This is a genomic window from Streptomyces sp. NPDC059740 (assembly GCF_042733155.1).
GTDB lineage: Bacteria > Actinomycetota > Actinomycetes > Streptomycetales > Streptomycetaceae > Streptomyces.
This window is the reverse complement of record NZ_JBHWGP010000011.1, coordinates 177,955-193,096: the sequence shown is the minus strand read 5'-3', so window position 1 is coordinate 193,096 and position 15,142 is coordinate 177,955. Positions and strand designations below refer to the sequence as shown.

Below are 15,142 nucleotides of genomic sequence, written 5' to 3'. Positions count from 1 at the left end.
CTCTCGGGGGCGGTGCGGGGGCGGATGCCACCGGGCCTCATCCTGGGGCGCCGGGCGCCGCGCCGCACCCGGTTTCCGCCCCGCCGGGCCGCCGGGCGGTCAGTCCTCGGCGTTCTCCAGCGAGCGGCGCACCGCCCGCACCAGCGCCTGCGCGCGGGGGTCGACGGTGACGCCGGACTGCATGCCGTTGGTGACGTAGCCGAAGGCGATCCCCGACTCGGGGTCGGCGAAGGCGAGGGGGCCGCCGCGGCCGGGGTGGCCGAAGGAGCCGGGCGCGAGGAACGGGGCGGAGGGGCTGTGCAGCATGTAGCCCAGGCCGAAGCGGGTGTTGACCACGAGGGTGCGGTCGGGGCCCGCGGACTCCTCGCTGCGCGCCAGGGTCAGGGTGGCCGGCGCGAGGAGCCGGGGGTGGCCCTCGACGGGGCCGAGGAGGGCGGCGTAGCAGCGGGCCAGGGCGCGCGCGGTGGCGACCGTGTTGGAGCCGGCGAGTTCGGCGGCCCGGTAGGCGGGGTCGTTCTCGTCGGCGGCCGGCGCGATGGTGGAGAAGGCGCGGCGGGTCAGTGAGCCGGGGTCGGCGTAGGCCTCGGCGACGGCCTTCTTGGGGCGCATCCGCAGCCCGGCGGAGGCCTTGGGCGCCGGGGCCTCGACGGCGGCGATGCGTCCCACGCGGTGCTGCTCGGCCTCGGGGACGCCGATCCACAGGTCCAGGCCGAGCGGTCCGGCTATCTCCTCGGCGAACCAGGTGCCCAGGGTGCGGCCGGTGGCGCGGCGCACCAGCTCGCCCAGCAGCCAGCTGTAGGTCTGCGCGTGGTAGCCGTGGTCGGTGCCGGGCTCCCACACCGGTGCCTGCGCGGCGAGGGCGGCGGGGCCGCTCTCCTCGTCGACGGCCTGCTCGGGGGTGAGCGGGGTGTCCAGGACGGGCAGGCCCGCGCGGTGGGCCAGCAGGTGGCGCACCAGGACGCGTTCCTTGCCGGCGGCCTTGAACTGCGGCCAGTAGGTGCCGACGGGTGCGTCGAGGTCGAGTTGGCCGCGCTGGTGCAGCAGCAGCGGGACGAGCGCCGCCGTGCCCTTGCCGGCGGAGCGGATGATCTGGGCGGTGCCCTGCTGCCACGGGGTGTGCGGGTCGTCCCCGGGCTGCGGTGCGGGGCGGGCGGGCCGTGCGTGCCGGCCGCGGCGGGCCGCTGCGGGGGTGCGGTCGGGGTCGGCGTCGCGGGTACCGGCCCACAGGTCGACGACCTTGACGCCGTGCCGGTAGACGGCCACGGCCGCGCCGCGCTCGCCACGCTCGGCGAAGTTGGCCGCGAAGGCGTCGCGCACCGGCTGATAAGCGCCCGCGACCGTGCCCTGGACGTCCACCACTGCTTTCCTGCTTCCCGTTCTCTTCCGTCGCCTCGGTGACCCATCAATGGTGCAACGTCCGCAATGGTGTCGGTGACCACAGCGGCGGGGGCGTGGGGATCGTCACAGCCGGACGGGCCGTCGGCCGGGGTGCGCGGCGGCCCGCCCGGCGGTGTCTCAGGTGGGGAGCGTCACCGAGCGGGGGTCGAAGCCGAAGGGCAGCTCCAGGCGGTGCTCGCGCATCAGGTCGGCGTCGCACAGCAGGTCCTGGGTGGTGCCGTCGGCGGCGATGACGCCCGAGGAGAGGATCACCGAGCGGGGGCAGAGCTCCAGGGCGTACGGCAGGTCGTGGGTGACCATCAGCACGGTGACGTCCAGGGCCCGCAGGATGTCGGCGAGCTCGCGCCGGGAGGCCGGGTCGAGGTTGGAGGAGGGCTCGTCCAGCACCAGGATCTCTGGCCGCATCGCCAGGACGGTGGCGACGGCCACCCGGCGGCGCTGGCCGAAGGAGAGGTGGTGGGGCGGCCGGTCGGCGAAGTCGCCCATGCCGACCCGGTCCAGCGCCTCGGCCACCCGCGCGTCCAGCTCGGCGCCGCGCAGCCCGGCCGAGGCGGGGCCGAAGGCGACGTCCTCGCGGACGGTCGGCATGAAGAGCTGGTCGTCGGGGTCCTGGAAGACGATGCCGACGCGGCGGCGGATCTCCGCGAGGTTCTCCCGTACGACGGGCAGCCCCGCCACGGTGACCGAGCCGGCGCCGCCGGTGAGGATGCCGTTGAGGTGCAGGACGAGGGTGGTCTTGCCGGCGCCGTTGGGGCCGAGCAGCGCCACCCGTTCACCGCGCCCGACGGTGAGGTCGACGCCGAAGAGCGCCTGGTGGCCGTCGGGGTAGGCGTAGGCGAGGCCGGCTGTGTGCAGCGAGGGCGGGGTCGTGGGGGCGTTCACACTGCCCAGCCTGCCAGACAGACCGCGAGGGCCAGGACGGGCAGTGCCGCGGCGTGCGCCCACTGGGCGCGGGTCGCAGTGACGGGGTCGGTGACCGGCATGGTGCCGGTGAACCCGCGGCTGACCATGGCCAGGTGGACGCGCTCGCCCCGCTCGTAGGAGCGGATGAACAGCGCCCCGGCGGACTTGGCCAGCACTCCCCAGTGCTGCACGCCCCGCGCCTCGAAGCCGCGGGAGAGGCGGGCGATCCGCATGCGCCGCATCTCGTCGGTGATCACGTCGCCGTAGCGGATCATGAACGAGGCGATCTGGACCAGCAGGGGCGGCATGCGCAGGCGTTGCAGGCCGAGCAGGAGGGCGCGCAGTTCGGTGGTGGTGGCCAGCAGGACGGAGGTGGCGACGCCCAGGGTGCCCTTGGCCAGGACGTTCCAGGCGCCCCACAGCCCGGAGACGGACAGGTCCATGCCCAGCGCGTGGACCTGCGGGCCCTGCGAGACGAAGGGCATGAGGACGGCGAACGCCACGAAGGGCACCTCGATGAGCAGCCGCCGCAGCAGGAAGGCGGCCGGTACGCGGGCCGCAGCGGTGACCGCCGCGAGCAGGACCGCGTACAGCGCGAACGCCCAGAACGCCGCGCGCGGGGTGGAGACCACCACGAGGACGAAGCAGAAGGCCGCGGCGATCTTGCAGTGGGCGGGCAGCGCGTGCACCGGCGAGTGCCCGGGCCGGTAGAGCCGGTGGGAGTGGCCCGCCCCCATCTCAGACCGTCTCCCGCTCGGCGCCGGGCACGGTGATCCCGGCCGGGTCCTGGGCACCGCCGCGACGGCGGCGCACGACCAGGAAGACGCCGCTGCCCACGGCCAGGGTCACGCCGACACCGATGACGCCGGCGAGACCGCCGGAGAGGCGGGCGTCGGTGATGTCCTTGACGCTGTAGCCGGCCAGCGGCGAGTCCTTCGAGGCGTGGTCGGTCTCGTTCTTGTCGATGCCCTGGTCGTGGGCGACCTTCTCCAGGCCGTCGGGGCTGGAGGAGGCGTAGTAGCTGATGCCGCCGGCGCACACCACCGCGACCAGCAGCCCGGCGATCCACAGCCCGCGCACCGACCGGCGGCGCGGGGCGGCGGCCTGCGGCTGCGCGGCGGGGGCGGCGTCCTGCTCGGCGGCGGCCGGCTCGGGCCGGGCGGCCGGCTCGGGCCGGGCGGCCGGCTCCGCGGGGGCCGCCTCGCCGCCGGCCTGCGCGGTGCGGGCTTCGCCGGGCCGCACCGGGGTCAGCGGCGAGGTCCGCAGCTCCAGCGGCTTGCTCAGGCCGCGGGCCCCGTGGACGAGGTCGGGCCGCACCGCGAGGACGGCGCCGACGGTCGCCGCGGTGATGACCGCCTCACCGATGCCGATGAGGACGTGGACGCCGACCATGGCGGTGAAGACCCGTCCGATGGGGATGTCGGTGGTCCCGCCGAGGGCGTAGACGAGCGTGAAGACGCAGGCGGCGGCGGGCACCGACACCAGCGCGGAGACGAAGGCCGCACCGGTGACGGACGACCGGCGGCGCGGCAGCACCTTCACCAGCAGCCGGAAGACGAGGTAGGCGACGACGGTGGTGGTGATCGCCATGTCGGTGATGTTGACGCCGAGGGCCGTCAGGCCGCCGTCGGCGAACAGCACGCCCTGCATGAGGAGGACGACCGAGACGCAGAGCACCGCGGTGAAGGGGCCGACGAGTATCGCGGCCAGCGCCCCGCCCAGCAGGTGTCCGCTGGTGCCCGCCGCGACGGGGAAGTTGAGCATCTGCACGGCGAAGATGAACGCGGCGACGAGCCCCGCCATGGGCGCGAGCGCCTCGCCGCCCGGTCCGCCGGCCGCCAGTTCGCGACGGGCACCGCGCAGGCTGACGCCCACGGCGGCGACGGCGACCACACCGGTCGCCACCGAGACCGGGGCGTTGATGAATCCGTCAGGAACATGCATGGGGGGCTCTCTCGCTGGCGTCTGCTGGGCTGGCCGAGGGCGGACAGCCCTCTCATGGTGGCGGTACTGCAACAAAGTCGCAAGAACACCTTATCTGCGGGAAGCGGGACAGGGCTGGTGAGAGGGGTGGGGAAGGCGAAGTGGGGCCCGTGGGGCGGCGGGCGAACCGCGCGGGAGGGGCCGGCAGACCGCACCGCGGAGGGCCTCGCCCCCCGGCGGGCCGGCGGGGGCACCTCCTCCGCCCCGGACCGGTCGCGCGGCCCCGGCCGGCCACCCGCCCGCACACGAGGCCGTCACCGGGCACCGGGCTCCGGCCGGGGCGTCGCCCGGCGGGCCGCAATACCACATGCGCACCGGGCCCGTCCCGGCATTCCGGCACGCCATCCTCACCTTTGAGCACTTCTCTTCGCGGGCTTCACGGGAGAAGCTCAGGACTGTCCGACCCCTCGCGTCGCACCCGCGACCACCACCGACCGACGGTGCCCGGTGTCCCCGAGCACCGCCGAGGCCCCGCCCACCGACCCCGCACCGAGAGGACCGAAGGACACACCGGACGCCCCGACAGAACCCGACGCCACGGAAGGCCCGATCGATGACGCCCCTCTCCCCCACCCCCGCCACCCGCCCACCGGACCACCGCGGCTTCCTGCGGCGACTGACCCTGGCCACCGGTGGTGGCATGTTCGTCGACGGCTTCGTCTTCGCCTCGGTGGCCGCGGCGTTGGCGGGCAGCGCGATGAGCCGGGACATCGGCGTCACCCCCCTGTGGGACCAGCTGATCTCGGCTTCCACCCTGGTCGGCACGTTCTTCGGCGGACTGCTCCTCGGCTGGGTCACCGACCACCTGGGCCGGCGCCCGATGTTCACCCTCGACCTGACGGTCTTCCTCCTCGCCGCCGTGCTGATGTTCTTCGTCACCGAGCCCTGGGAGGTCTTCGCCCTCGGGCTCCTCATGGGCATCGCGGTCGGCGCCGACTACTCCATCGGCTCGCCGATGCTGGCCGAGTTCGCCCCCCGGGCCAGACGCGGCAACTACCTCGGCATCCTGGAGATCCTCTGGAACGTCGGGTACGTGGTCGCCTACCTGATCGGCTACCTCGTCAACACCCACTGGCCGGACGCCTGGCACGTCACCCTCGCCGCCAGCGCCGTGCCCGCCGCGCTGTGCCTGCTGGCCCGCCACGGGCTGCCGGAGTCGCCGCGCTGGCTGCTGTCCAAGGGGCGCCACGACGAGGCCCAGGCGATCATGCGGGAGACCTTCCAGGACGCCCACGAGCTGGAGGACCTGGCGGCCGAGACGGCCGAACCGACCCGCTACCGCGTCCTGTTCTCCTCCGCGTACCTGCGCCAGACCGTGTTCGTGTGCACCTTCTGGATCTGCATCGTCCTGCCGTACTTCGCGATCACCTTCTTCCAGCCCACCGTGCTCCGCGCCATCGGGCTGAGCGGCAACGCGCTGGCCGCGGCCCTGCTGGGGACGGTGATCGCGCTGGCCGGTGCGGCCTCCGGCTGGTTCCTCGTCGACCGGATCGGGCGGCGGGCGCTGCTGGTCTGGCCGATGTTCGGCTGCGCGGCCACGCTGTTCCTGGTGAGCCTCGGGCACCTGCTGCCGCTCTGGCTCGCCACCGTGTGCTTCTTCGGCTACCTGTACTCCTACGGCCTGATGAGCATCCTGCCCGGCATCTACCCCGACGAGGTCTTCCCCACCTCGGTGCGCACCTCCGGGGTCGGCCTGGCCTCCGCCGCGAGCCGGGTGGGGGCCGCCGTCGGCACCTTCGTGCTGCCGCTGAGCCTGGCCCACCTGGGCCTGGGGTGGTCCATGGCCTTCATGGGGCTGGTCTCCCTGGTCGGCGGGGTCACCGCCCTGATGTGGGCGCCGGAGACCAACGGCCTGAAGCTCACCGAGGCGGCCCGCGGCCGGCCCCGCGCCGAGCCGGTGCTCGTCCCCTCCCCGGCCCCCGCGCCGCCCCCCTCCGGGCCCTGACCGTCCGCCGCGCTTGCCGACCCGCGCCCGCGCCCAGACCATGGACGGGATGAGTGACAGCGCGTACCTGAGGTTTCCGCACCTCCACGACGACCTGCTGTGCTTCGTCTCCGAGGACGACCTGTGGGTCGCCCCCCTGGTGCCCGAGGGCGCCGGGGGGCGTCCCCCGCGGGCCCGGCGGCTGACCGCCGACCGGACCCGGGTGGGCCACCCCCGCTTCTCCCCCGACGGCGGCCACGTCGCCTTCACCACCTGGCGCAGCCTGGACCCCGAGATCCACCTGGTCCCCGTCGAGGGCGGTCCCGCGCGCCGCCTGACGTACTGGGGCAGCACCGACGCGCGGGTGTGCGGCTGGACGCCGGACGGGCGCATCCTGGCGGTCGCCTCGCACGGCCAGCCCTTCGCCTACTACTCGTGGGCCTACACCGTCCCCACCGACGGCAGCCCGGGCGCGCAGCTGCCCTGGGGCCCGGTCTCCGACATCGCGGTGGGCGAGGTCGACGGGGAGAGCCGCACCCTGCTGCTGACGGGCAAGCCCCCGCACGAGCCGGCGGCCTGGAAGCGCTACCGCGGCGGCGCCACCGGCCGGCTGTGGCTGCACGGCCGGCGGCTGCTGCCGGACCTGGGCGGCCACCTGGACGCGGTGATGTTCGTCGCCGGCCGTATCGCCTTCCTCTCCGACCACGAGGGCGTCGGCAACGTCTACTCCTGCCTGCCCGACGGCACCGACCTGCGCCGCCACAGCGACCACGCCGAGTTCTACGCCCGCCACGCGGCCACCGACGGATCGCGCATCGTCTACCAGTGCGCGGGCGACCTGTGGCTGGTGGACGACCTGGGCCCGCGCGCCGTGCCCCGGCGCCTGCAGGTCCGGCTCGGCGGGCCGCGCACCGGCCGCCGCACCTACCAGGTCCCGGCCTCCTCCAACCTCACCTCGCTCGCGGTGGACGAGACCGGCCGGGCCAGCGCGGTGGGCGTGCGCGGCAGCCTGTACTGGCTCACCCACCGTGACGGTCCGGCGCGCGCCCTGCACGACGTGCCCGGGGTGCGGGTGCGGCTGCCGGAGATGCTGGGGCCGACGGGCCGGGTGGCGTACGTGACCGACGCCGAGGGCGAGGACGCGGTCGAGATCGCCGACCTGCCGCGGGCCCGGGGCGTGGGCCGCCCCCGGCGGCTGGCGGCAGGTGCGCTGGGCCGGGTGCAGGAGATGGTGGCCTCCCCCGACGGCTCGCGGCTCGCGATCGCCTCGCACGACGGCCGGCTCCTGCTGCTGACCGTCCCCGAGGAGGAGCCGTACGGCGAGACGGTCGAGGCGTCCGCGAAGGAGCAGGGGCTCGGCGACGCGGGCAAGGTGTCGGCGGTGCCCACCGCGGAGGCCGAACGCCTGGACGCGGAGACCGGCACCCGCGACCCCGACGTGCCCGGCGCCGTCATCGAGGTGACGCGTTCCGACAACGGCCCGGTGCGCGACCTGGCCTTCTCCCCCGACTCCTCGTGGCTGACCTGGTCCCACCCGGTGGTCGGCAGGTCGCTGCGGAAGATCGTGCTGGCCCGCCTCGCCAACCAGATGACGGTCGACGTCACCGACGGGCGCTTCGAGGACGAGAAGCCCGTCTTCACCCGCGACGGCCGCTACCTGGCATTCCTGTCCTGGCGGGGTTTCGACCCGGTCTACGACGTGCACACCGGCGACCTCTCCTTCCCGCTGGGCTGCCGCCCCCACCTGGTGCCGCTCTCCTCGGCGACGCCCTCGCCGTTCGCGCTGCTGCCCGACGGCCGGACCGCGGCGGGCGGCCTGGACCGGGTCGAGACGCCGACGGACGAGGGCGCGGTGCTGGTGGAGGCCGAGGGCCTGGCCAGCCGCGTCACCCCGTTCCCGGTGCCGGCCTCGAAGTACTCCGCGCTCAGCCCGGTCAGCGGCGGCGGACTGGTGTGGCTGCGCTGGCCGATCTCGGGGGCGCTGGGCGAGACCTTCGCCGCCCCCGGGGACACCTCAGGACGTCCCACCCTGGAGCACTTCGACCTCGTCAAGGCGCGGCGCACGGAACTGACCGGCGCGCTGGACTCGTTCGCGGTCAGCGGCGACGGCACCCGCATCGTCGTCAACGACGAGGGCGAACTGCGCTCGATCCCGGCCGACGAGCCGGCGGACGGCGACTCCACCGTCCTCGACCTGCGCCGCATCCTGCACGAGGTCGACCCGGCCGCGGAGTGGCGGCAGGCCTACGCCGAGGCCGGCCGCATCGTCCGCGCCTACTTCTGGGACCCGGGCATGTGCCACCTGGACTGGGACGGCGTCCTGGAGCAGTACCGGCCGCTGCTGGACCGGGTCGCCTCCCCCGACGAGTTCGCCGACCTGCTGCGCGAGGTGCTGGGGGAGCTCGGCACCTCGCACGCCTACGTCACGGGCGCCCGCCGCAACGAGGGGCCGCCGCACTACCAACGCCCGATCGGGCTGCTCGGCGCCAACTTCGTCTGCCGTGACGGGGCGTGGGTGCTGCGGCGGGTACTGCCGGGCGAGTCCTCGGACTCCCGGGCACGCTCCCCGCTGGCGGGCTCCGGGGTGCGGGAGGGGTCGGTGCTCACCCACGTCGACGGGCGGGCGGTGGACCCGGTCGCCGGGCCCTACCCGCTGCTGGGCGCGGCGGGGGGCACCTCGGTGGAGCTGACCTTCGCGCCGGGCGAGGGCGAGCCCGGCCCCGCCCGCCGGGTCGCCGTCACCCCGCTCATCGACGAACGACCGCTGCGCTACCAGGACTGGGTGGCCAAACGCCGGGAAGTGGTGCGGGAGTTGAGCGGCGGGCGCTGCGGCTACCTGCACATCCCCGACATGGGCGGCTCCGGCTGGGCGCAGTTCGTGCGGGACGTGCGCGGCGAGGTGGCGCGCGAGGCGCTGATCGTCGACGTCCGGGGCAACGCGGGCGGCAACATCTCCGAACTCGTGGTGGAGCAGCTGACCCGCACGGTCATGGGCTACGACCTGACGCGCGACGCGCAACCGGTCTCCTACCAGTCCAACGCCCCGCGCGGCCCGGTCGTGGCGGTCGCCGACGAGATGACCTCCTCCGACGGCGACATGATCACCGCGGCGTTCCGGCTGCGCGGCATCGGGCCGGTGGTGGGCATGCGCACCTGGGGCGGGGTGATCGGCATGACCGGCCGCCACCGCCTGATCGACAACACCTCGATCACCGTGCCGATGAACGCCGCCTGGTTCGACGCCTACGGCTGGGGCGTGGAGAACCACGGCGTGGAGCCGGACATCGAAACCCTGCGGTCACCACTGGACTGGGCCGAGGGACGCCATCCGCAGCTCGGCGTCGCGGTCCTGGCGGCGCTGGAACTTCTGGAGCAGCACCCCGCGCACACCCCGCCCGGCCTCTCCGACGTCCCGGACCTGCGCCGGCCGCCGCTGCCGCCGCGCTAGGCAGGTACCCGGGCAGGGGCTGGGGCTGGTGCTCAGCCCTCCCCGTCCTCCGCCGCCGGCGTCCAGGCCGCGACCAGCTCCAGCAGCCCGGGGAAGCGTTCTCGCAGGTCGGCGACGCGCACCTGGCTGCGGCGTTCCAGGCCGTACTGGCGCTGCCGGGTGACGCCCGCCTCACGCAGGGTGCGGAAGTGGTGGGTGAGGGAGGACTTGGGCCGGTCGATGTGGAACCAGCCGCAGGTGTGGTCGAACTCCTCGGACTCCAGCAGCAGCCGCTGGACGATCCGCAGCCGCAGCGGGTCGCTCAGCGCGGCCAGCACCGTCTCCAGGCGCAGGTCGGCCGTCGCCGGCTCCGGCAGCGGCTGCGGCGCGTCCGGGGGCTCGGGCAGCACACGGATCGCCGGGGCCGCTCCGGCGGACGACTGCCGTGCGGTCGGGGACATGGGCGGCTCCTGGTCACTGGCGCCGGGCGCTTACGGTCCTCACCGTACGTCATGGCGGTACGGGGCCGGCCGGACACGTGGGGTCACGCTCCGGGCCCGACGCCCCACGCAGGGCACCCGGCCGTCCGGGAGTGTCGTCAGGAGGCGAACCAGGCGTGCAGGTGGTCCCAGAGCTTGTTCACCACCTCGATCAGCCCGTTCGTACCGGCCAATGTGGTGCGGAGGTTCTCCAGGGCGGTGCGGACACGACGCGGGTCCCGCTCGTCGGCAGGTGCGTTCAGCTCGCGATCGACCTCCCCGAGGTCGCCCGATGCCCGCCCCCTCGCAAGGTCGGACAGGTCGTCGGTGGTGGCGAGCGCCTCCCTCAGCTGGTGCACCATCTGCAGGGCGGCCCGCAGGTCCACCTGGGGCGGCGGGCTGTTCCAGGCATTGTTGACGGTGGTCCCGTGAACGCCACCATGGATGGTGTGCGCCACCGTGCCCGCTCCGCGGGCGTCGATCCTGATGTGTGGCTGACGTCGCTGCTTCTCCGCCTCGTCCATCCGTTTCCTGTCTCCCCCGTACTCCTCGAAGATTCGGCGCCCACGACGCGTGAGACGCCACTTCTCCCTGTCCTGCACCAGATACCCTTCTCGGGTGGCCCGGTAGCCGGCTTTCTCGACTTCGTCCTGAGTGAGGCGAGTTCCCCGGAAATTCCAGAAAAGCCGCTGCTCCCGCTCCTCGGACGCATCCGCTTCAGCGAAGTGCCACCGCAGGAAGTGGTCGTAGACCTTCTCCCGCCACTCCGGGTCTCTGCGCACCTCGCGGTCGCGCTGCTCCCGCCTTGTCGCCTCCAGGCGCTCGCGCTCCACTCTTCGACTCTCGTGCTCTTCCTGCATCCGCGCATACAGCTCGTCGCGCTCCCGCTGCTCCGCGAACGCCCTGCGGTGCGTCAGACGGTAGAGGAAACTGTCCTGGTAGTTCGTCACCAAGAGGAAGAAGAGGGGAACGAGAACAACCGCCAGGGCAAGCACCATGAGTGACCCCATTCGTTCCCCCTCCCCCACGACCCTGTGAAATTTCTCGGGGCGGATCGCCCGCACCATCCGGTAGCCCCACCCCGTCTCGTCGGGTTTTTCATACCACGTTCCCTGCACCGCAGGGCAGATACACGATCGGCTGAAAGGTTCCGACGCCCGGGTGCGCTGTGGTGTGATCAGCAAGCTCGGTCACGTGCGGCACGGGCGTGCGCTGCGCAGAGGCTCGGCCACAGATCCACGTGTGGACGCACGCAGCGGCGTGGCCTCGCCGTCAGCCCCGCTTCCCCGCCTCGCGCTTCTCCCGCGCCTGCTCGTAGGCGGTGCCGCCGGCGCCGACCAGCCCCACCCGCATCCCGTCCAGCCTGCTGCCGAACCGGCGCATCTCACGGATGCCGACCGTGCCGACGACGGAGGGCACCGTGCCGCGCACGGCCTGCATGCCGCGCAGCCACCACTGGCCGTAGACGTGCGGGGAGCGGCGTTCGATGCCGGCCACCAGGCGGTCGACGGCCGGGCCGAGGGGGTAGGTCTTGTTCGTCGGCCACGGGAGCCGCTGCCGCAGTTCCCGCATCACCTCGTCCCTGTCGGCGCCGCGCACCATGTCGGTGTCGGTCCAGCTCAGGTAGCCGACGCCGACCTTGACCCCCTTGTGGCCGACCTCGGCCCGCAGCGCGTGCGCGAACGCCTCCACGCCCGACTTGGACGCGCAGTAGGCCGTCATCATGGGCGCCGGGGTGAGTGCGGCGAGCGAGGAGATCTGGAGGAAGTAGCCCCTGGACTCCACCAGCGCCGGCAGGAAGGCGCGTGCGGTGACGGCGCTGCCGACGAGGTTGACCTCGATGACGCGGCGCCAGGCCTCGGGGTCGGAGTCGATGAGCGGACCGCCCGTGGCCACCCCGGCGTTGGCGACCACCACGTCGATCCGGCCGAAGTGCTCCTTGACCTCCGCCGCCACCCGGGCCATGGCCTCGGAGTCGGTGACGTCGGCGTGCCAGTGCTCCGCCTCGCCATGCAACTGGGCCTGCACCGCCTTCAGTTCGGCGGGCTCCAGGCCGACGAGCGCCACCTTCGCGCCGCGCGCCGACAGCTTGCGGGCCAGCAGCGCCCCGACGCCGCGCGCTGCTCCGGTGACGACGGCGACCCTGTCCTGCAGGACTCCCTGTGCGGCGTTCACGCGCTCTTCTCCTCTGCGTCGCTGGGTCGTGCGGTGGTGGCGGGGGCCCGGCCGCCCGGGGCGGCCGCGGGCGTGAGGTGGTCGCGGGCCAGCTCGCGGACGGTGGCGGCCACCGTGTCCGGGTCCTCGATCGGCGTCATGTGGCCAAGGCCCGGCAGTTCGGTCAGGCCCGCGGGATTCGGCAGGACGGAGGCCAGTCGCCGCGCGTGCACCACCGGGGTGAGGCGGTCGGCGGTGCCGGCGATCACGGCGGTCGGCACGGTCAGCTTCCCCGCCCCCGCCGTCAGGTGCAGCCGGCCCAGCACCTTGCCCCAGCGCGAGCGCGGCGTGGTGGGGCAGGCGTGCACGATGCGGGCGCAGGCCTCGATCATCTCGGGCGTCGCCTCGGGCCCCAGCGTCACGTACCGCAGGAGGCGCGACCCGAGGGGTGTGACGGGTCCCAGGGGCGCCTTCGCGCCGAGGATGGCGCGGTGGGCCAGGTGCCGGCCGCCCGGCGAGCGCAGCGGCACCACCATGGACTCCTCGGCCAGGTCGGCGCTGCCGGTGGAGCAGAGCAGGACGGCGGCGGCGCGGGCCCGGAACTGCGGCCGGTCGGCGGCGGCCATCATCGTCATGCCGCCCATGGAGTGCCCGGCGAGCACCGCCCGCTCCCCCGGCGCCAGCGTGCCCTCCAGGACTGCCACGAGGTCGTCGGCGAGGGCGTCGGTGGAGTAGACGCCGGAGACCGGCGGCGGGGTGCGGCCGTGGCCGCGCTGGTCGTAGAGGACGACGCGGTGGTCGGCGGCGAGGTCGCGCACGACCGGCGCCCAGAAGGCCGTCGAGCAGGTCCAGCCGTGCGAGAGGACGACGGCCGGCGCCTCCTTCGGGCCGTGGACCTCGGCGTACAGCCGGGAGCCGTCGGCGGAGGTGAGGGTCAGCTGCTCGCGCGGGGCGGGCGGTGCGTACGGCCCGCTGGTGACGTGTCCGGGGCGGCGGCTCATGCGGTGGCTCCCGTCGTGGTCGCGGCCGGTGCGGTCAGGGCGGTCACGCGCTCGTGCGGCGGGCGCAGCACCTCGTACTCGGCGAGGTCGACCTTGCGGGTCGCCTTGCGGAACTCGGCGGTGGTCCCGGGCCAGGCGGTGGTGTTGCGGCCGTTGGCGTCCAGGTACCAGCTGTCGCAGCCGCCGGTGGTCCACACCGTGCGCTCCATGCGCTGCTGGACGAAGTGGTTCCAGGCGTGGACGGCCGAGGGACGGGCGTTCAGCGCGATCTTCCCGCCGAGGGTGTCGAGGTGGGAGACGTAGTCGGCGAGGTAGTTCAGCTGCGCCTCGATCATCAGGATCATCGAGCTGTTGCCCAGCCCGGTGTTGGGGCCGATGATCGTGAGGAAGTTGGGGAAGCCCGCGGCCGTGGTGCCGCGCAGGCCCTCCATGCCGTCCTTCCACTCCTCCGCCAGCGTGGTGCCGTTCGCGCCGGTGACGCGGCTGGCGATGGGCATGTCGGTGACGTGGAAGCCGGTGCCGAAGACGATCGCGTCGGCCTCGGTCTCGGTCCCGTCGGCGGCGACCAGGACGTTGCCGCGGATCTCCTTCAGCCCGGAGGTGACGAGGTCGACGTTGGGCTGAGCGAGCGCCGGATAGTAGGTGTTGGAGAGCAGGATGCGCTTGCAGCCGATGCGGTAGTCGGGCGTCAGCCGGGCGCGGAGGGCCGGGTCCTTGACGGCGCGGCGCAGGTGCGCCTTGGCGATGTTCTCCACCAGGCCGAGTTCGCTGGGCCGCTTGGTGAAGGCGCTGACCTGCAACTCGCGGATGATCCACAGCAGTTGGCGGCGCACGGAGCGGGTCAGCGGGATGTTGCCGTGCAGCCACTTCTCCAGTCCGCTGATCTGGCGGTCGGCCCGCGGCAGCACCCAGGCGGGGGTGCGCTGGAAGAGGGTGAGGCGGTCCACCGTCGGCTGGATGGACGGCACGATCTGGATCGCGGAGGCGCCGGTGCCGATCATCGCAACGTGCTTGCCGCGCAGGTCGTAGTCGTGGTCCCAGCGCGAGGAGTGGAAGACCCGGCCGGGGAAGGTCTCCAGGCCCGGGATGTCGGGGATCTTCGCGTCGGAGAGCGGGCCGGTGGCGGAGACCACCACGTCCGCCGTCAGCGACCCGCCGGCCGTCTCCAGCTGCCAGTGCAGGGCGTCGGCGTCCCAGCGGGCGCTGAGCACCTCGGAGTCGAAGCGCAGGTGGGGGCGGAGGCCGTAGGTGTCGGTGACCCGCTCCAGGTAGGCGCGGATGTGCGGCTGCCCGGAGAAGTTGCGCGGCCAGGCGGGGTTGGGCGCGAAGGAGAAGGAGTAGAGGTGGGAGGGCACGTCGCAGGCGCACCCCGGGTAGCTGTTGTCGCGCCAGGTGCCGCCGACCGCGTCGGCCCGCTCCAGGATCACGAAGTCGGTGATCCCCTCCCGGCGCAGGCGTATCGCCGCACCCAGGCCACCGAACCCGGATCCGATCACCGCCACCCTCACGTGTGCGTGTTCACGCGTCGCCATGCCGCCTCCCGCGTCGTGACTTCCTCGGCCGCTGTGCCGCGACCGGCCCGCGACGACCGCCCCCGCGGGCGCGCCGGACCCGGCCGACTGATCGCGCCAGCAATCACTGGCACAATGGGAGGGTAGGACAGTCGCGTACCGAGCGGTAGGGGTGCGGACAAGGGAAGTTACCGACGGTTCGCCCTGCCGGCGCCCCTCTCGGTCCCTGCCGGGCGGGCTCCCCGGCCGACGCCCGTCCGCTCCGCCGCCCCGCCCTCTGAGGGGTCCTTGCCATATGAGCGTCCGATGAAGTCGCGTGGTCCGGTGCCGTGCATCGCAAGGCGCCGGGGAGTCCTCGTGGC

11 protein-coding genes are annotated in these 15,142 nt (G+C 73.9%); 2 read left to right on the top strand and 9 right to left on the bottom strand.

What is annotated here, in order from left to right:
• Nucleotides 1-99: 99 nt before the first annotated feature.
• The 4 genes from ACFV3R_RS16295 to ACFV3R_RS16280 all read right to left on the bottom strand — a co-directional run bounded on the left by ACFV3R_RS16295 (nucleotide 100) and on the right by ACFV3R_RS16280 (nucleotide 4,245).
• Nucleotides 100-1,356 carry a serine hydrolase domain-containing protein gene (locus ACFV3R_RS16295; protein ID WP_385582272.1) on the bottom strand — a complete coding sequence of 419 codons (1,257 nt, stop codon included), beginning with the start codon at nucleotides 1,354-1,356 and terminating at the stop codon, nucleotides 100-102.
• A 159-nt stretch (nucleotides 1,357-1,515) separates the two neighbouring features.
• The gene (locus ACFV3R_RS16290) at nucleotides 1,516-2,280 is read right to left on the bottom strand and encodes an energy-coupling factor ABC transporter ATP-binding protein (protein WP_385582139.1); all 765 of its coding nucleotides are present in this window, start codon (nucleotides 2,278-2,280) and stop codon (nucleotides 1,516-1,518) included.
• Entirely contained in the window at nucleotides 2,277-3,038 is a 762-nt protein-coding gene (gene cbiQ / locus ACFV3R_RS16285) for a cobalt ECF transporter T component CbiQ (RefSeq protein WP_385582136.1), read from the bottom strand. The genes ACFV3R_RS16290 and cbiQ overlap by 4 nt, the downstream gene beginning before the upstream one ends.
• 1 nt (nucleotide 3,039) lies before the next feature.
• A complete protein-coding gene (locus ACFV3R_RS16280; RefSeq protein ID WP_385582133.1) occupies nucleotides 3,040-4,245 on the bottom strand; it encodes an energy-coupling factor ABC transporter permease in 1,206 nt (401 codons plus the stop codon).
• Between the two features lie 592 nt (nucleotides 4,246-4,837).
• Here ACFV3R_RS16280 and ACFV3R_RS16275 point away from each other — a divergent pair.
• A complete protein-coding gene (locus ACFV3R_RS16275) occupies nucleotides 4,838-6,229 on the top strand; it encodes an MFS transporter (RefSeq protein ID WP_385582130.1) in 1,392 nt (463 codons plus the stop codon).
• A gap of 49 nt (nucleotides 6,230-6,278) precedes the next feature.
• Nucleotides 6,279-9,656, top strand: coding sequence for a S41 family peptidase (locus tag ACFV3R_RS16270; protein WP_385582127.1), 3,378 nt, complete (start codon nucleotides 6,279-6,281; stop codon nucleotides 9,654-9,656).
• A gap of 32 nt (nucleotides 9,657-9,688) precedes the next feature.
• On the opposite strand, the gene ACFV3R_RS16265 is transcribed toward ACFV3R_RS16270, so the two are convergent.
• From ACFV3R_RS16265 to ACFV3R_RS16245, 5 genes are all read right to left on the bottom strand, one after another.
• Nucleotides 9,689-10,096 carry an ArsR/SmtB family transcription factor gene (locus ACFV3R_RS16265; RefSeq protein ID WP_385582125.1) on the bottom strand — a complete coding sequence of 136 codons (408 nt, stop codon included), beginning with the start codon at nucleotides 10,094-10,096 and terminating at the stop codon, nucleotides 9,689-9,691.
• A 137-nt stretch (nucleotides 10,097-10,233) separates the two neighbouring features.
• Nucleotides 10,234-11,112: a hypothetical protein gene (locus ACFV3R_RS16260; RefSeq protein ID WP_385582122.1), complete on the bottom strand. Its 879-nt coding sequence runs from the start codon at nucleotides 11,110-11,112 to the stop codon at nucleotides 10,234-10,236.
• A gap of 274 nt (nucleotides 11,113-11,386) precedes the next feature.
• Nucleotides 11,387-12,289 (bottom strand): SDR family oxidoreductase, encoded by a 903-nt coding sequence (locus tag ACFV3R_RS16255; RefSeq protein WP_385582119.1) that lies wholly within the window; start codon nucleotides 12,287-12,289, stop codon nucleotides 11,387-11,389.
• A complete protein-coding gene (locus ACFV3R_RS16250; protein WP_385582115.1) occupies nucleotides 12,286-13,269 on the bottom strand; it encodes an alpha/beta fold hydrolase in 984 nt (327 codons plus the stop codon). The genes ACFV3R_RS16255 and ACFV3R_RS16250 overlap by 4 nt, the downstream gene beginning before the upstream one ends.
• A complete protein-coding gene (locus tag ACFV3R_RS16245; RefSeq protein WP_385582112.1) occupies nucleotides 13,266-14,801 on the bottom strand; it encodes a flavin-containing monooxygenase in 1,536 nt (511 codons plus the stop codon). Before ACFV3R_RS16245 ends, ACFV3R_RS16250 begins: the two co-directional genes overlap by 4 nt.
• Between the last annotated feature and the right edge of the window lie 341 nt (nucleotides 14,802-15,142).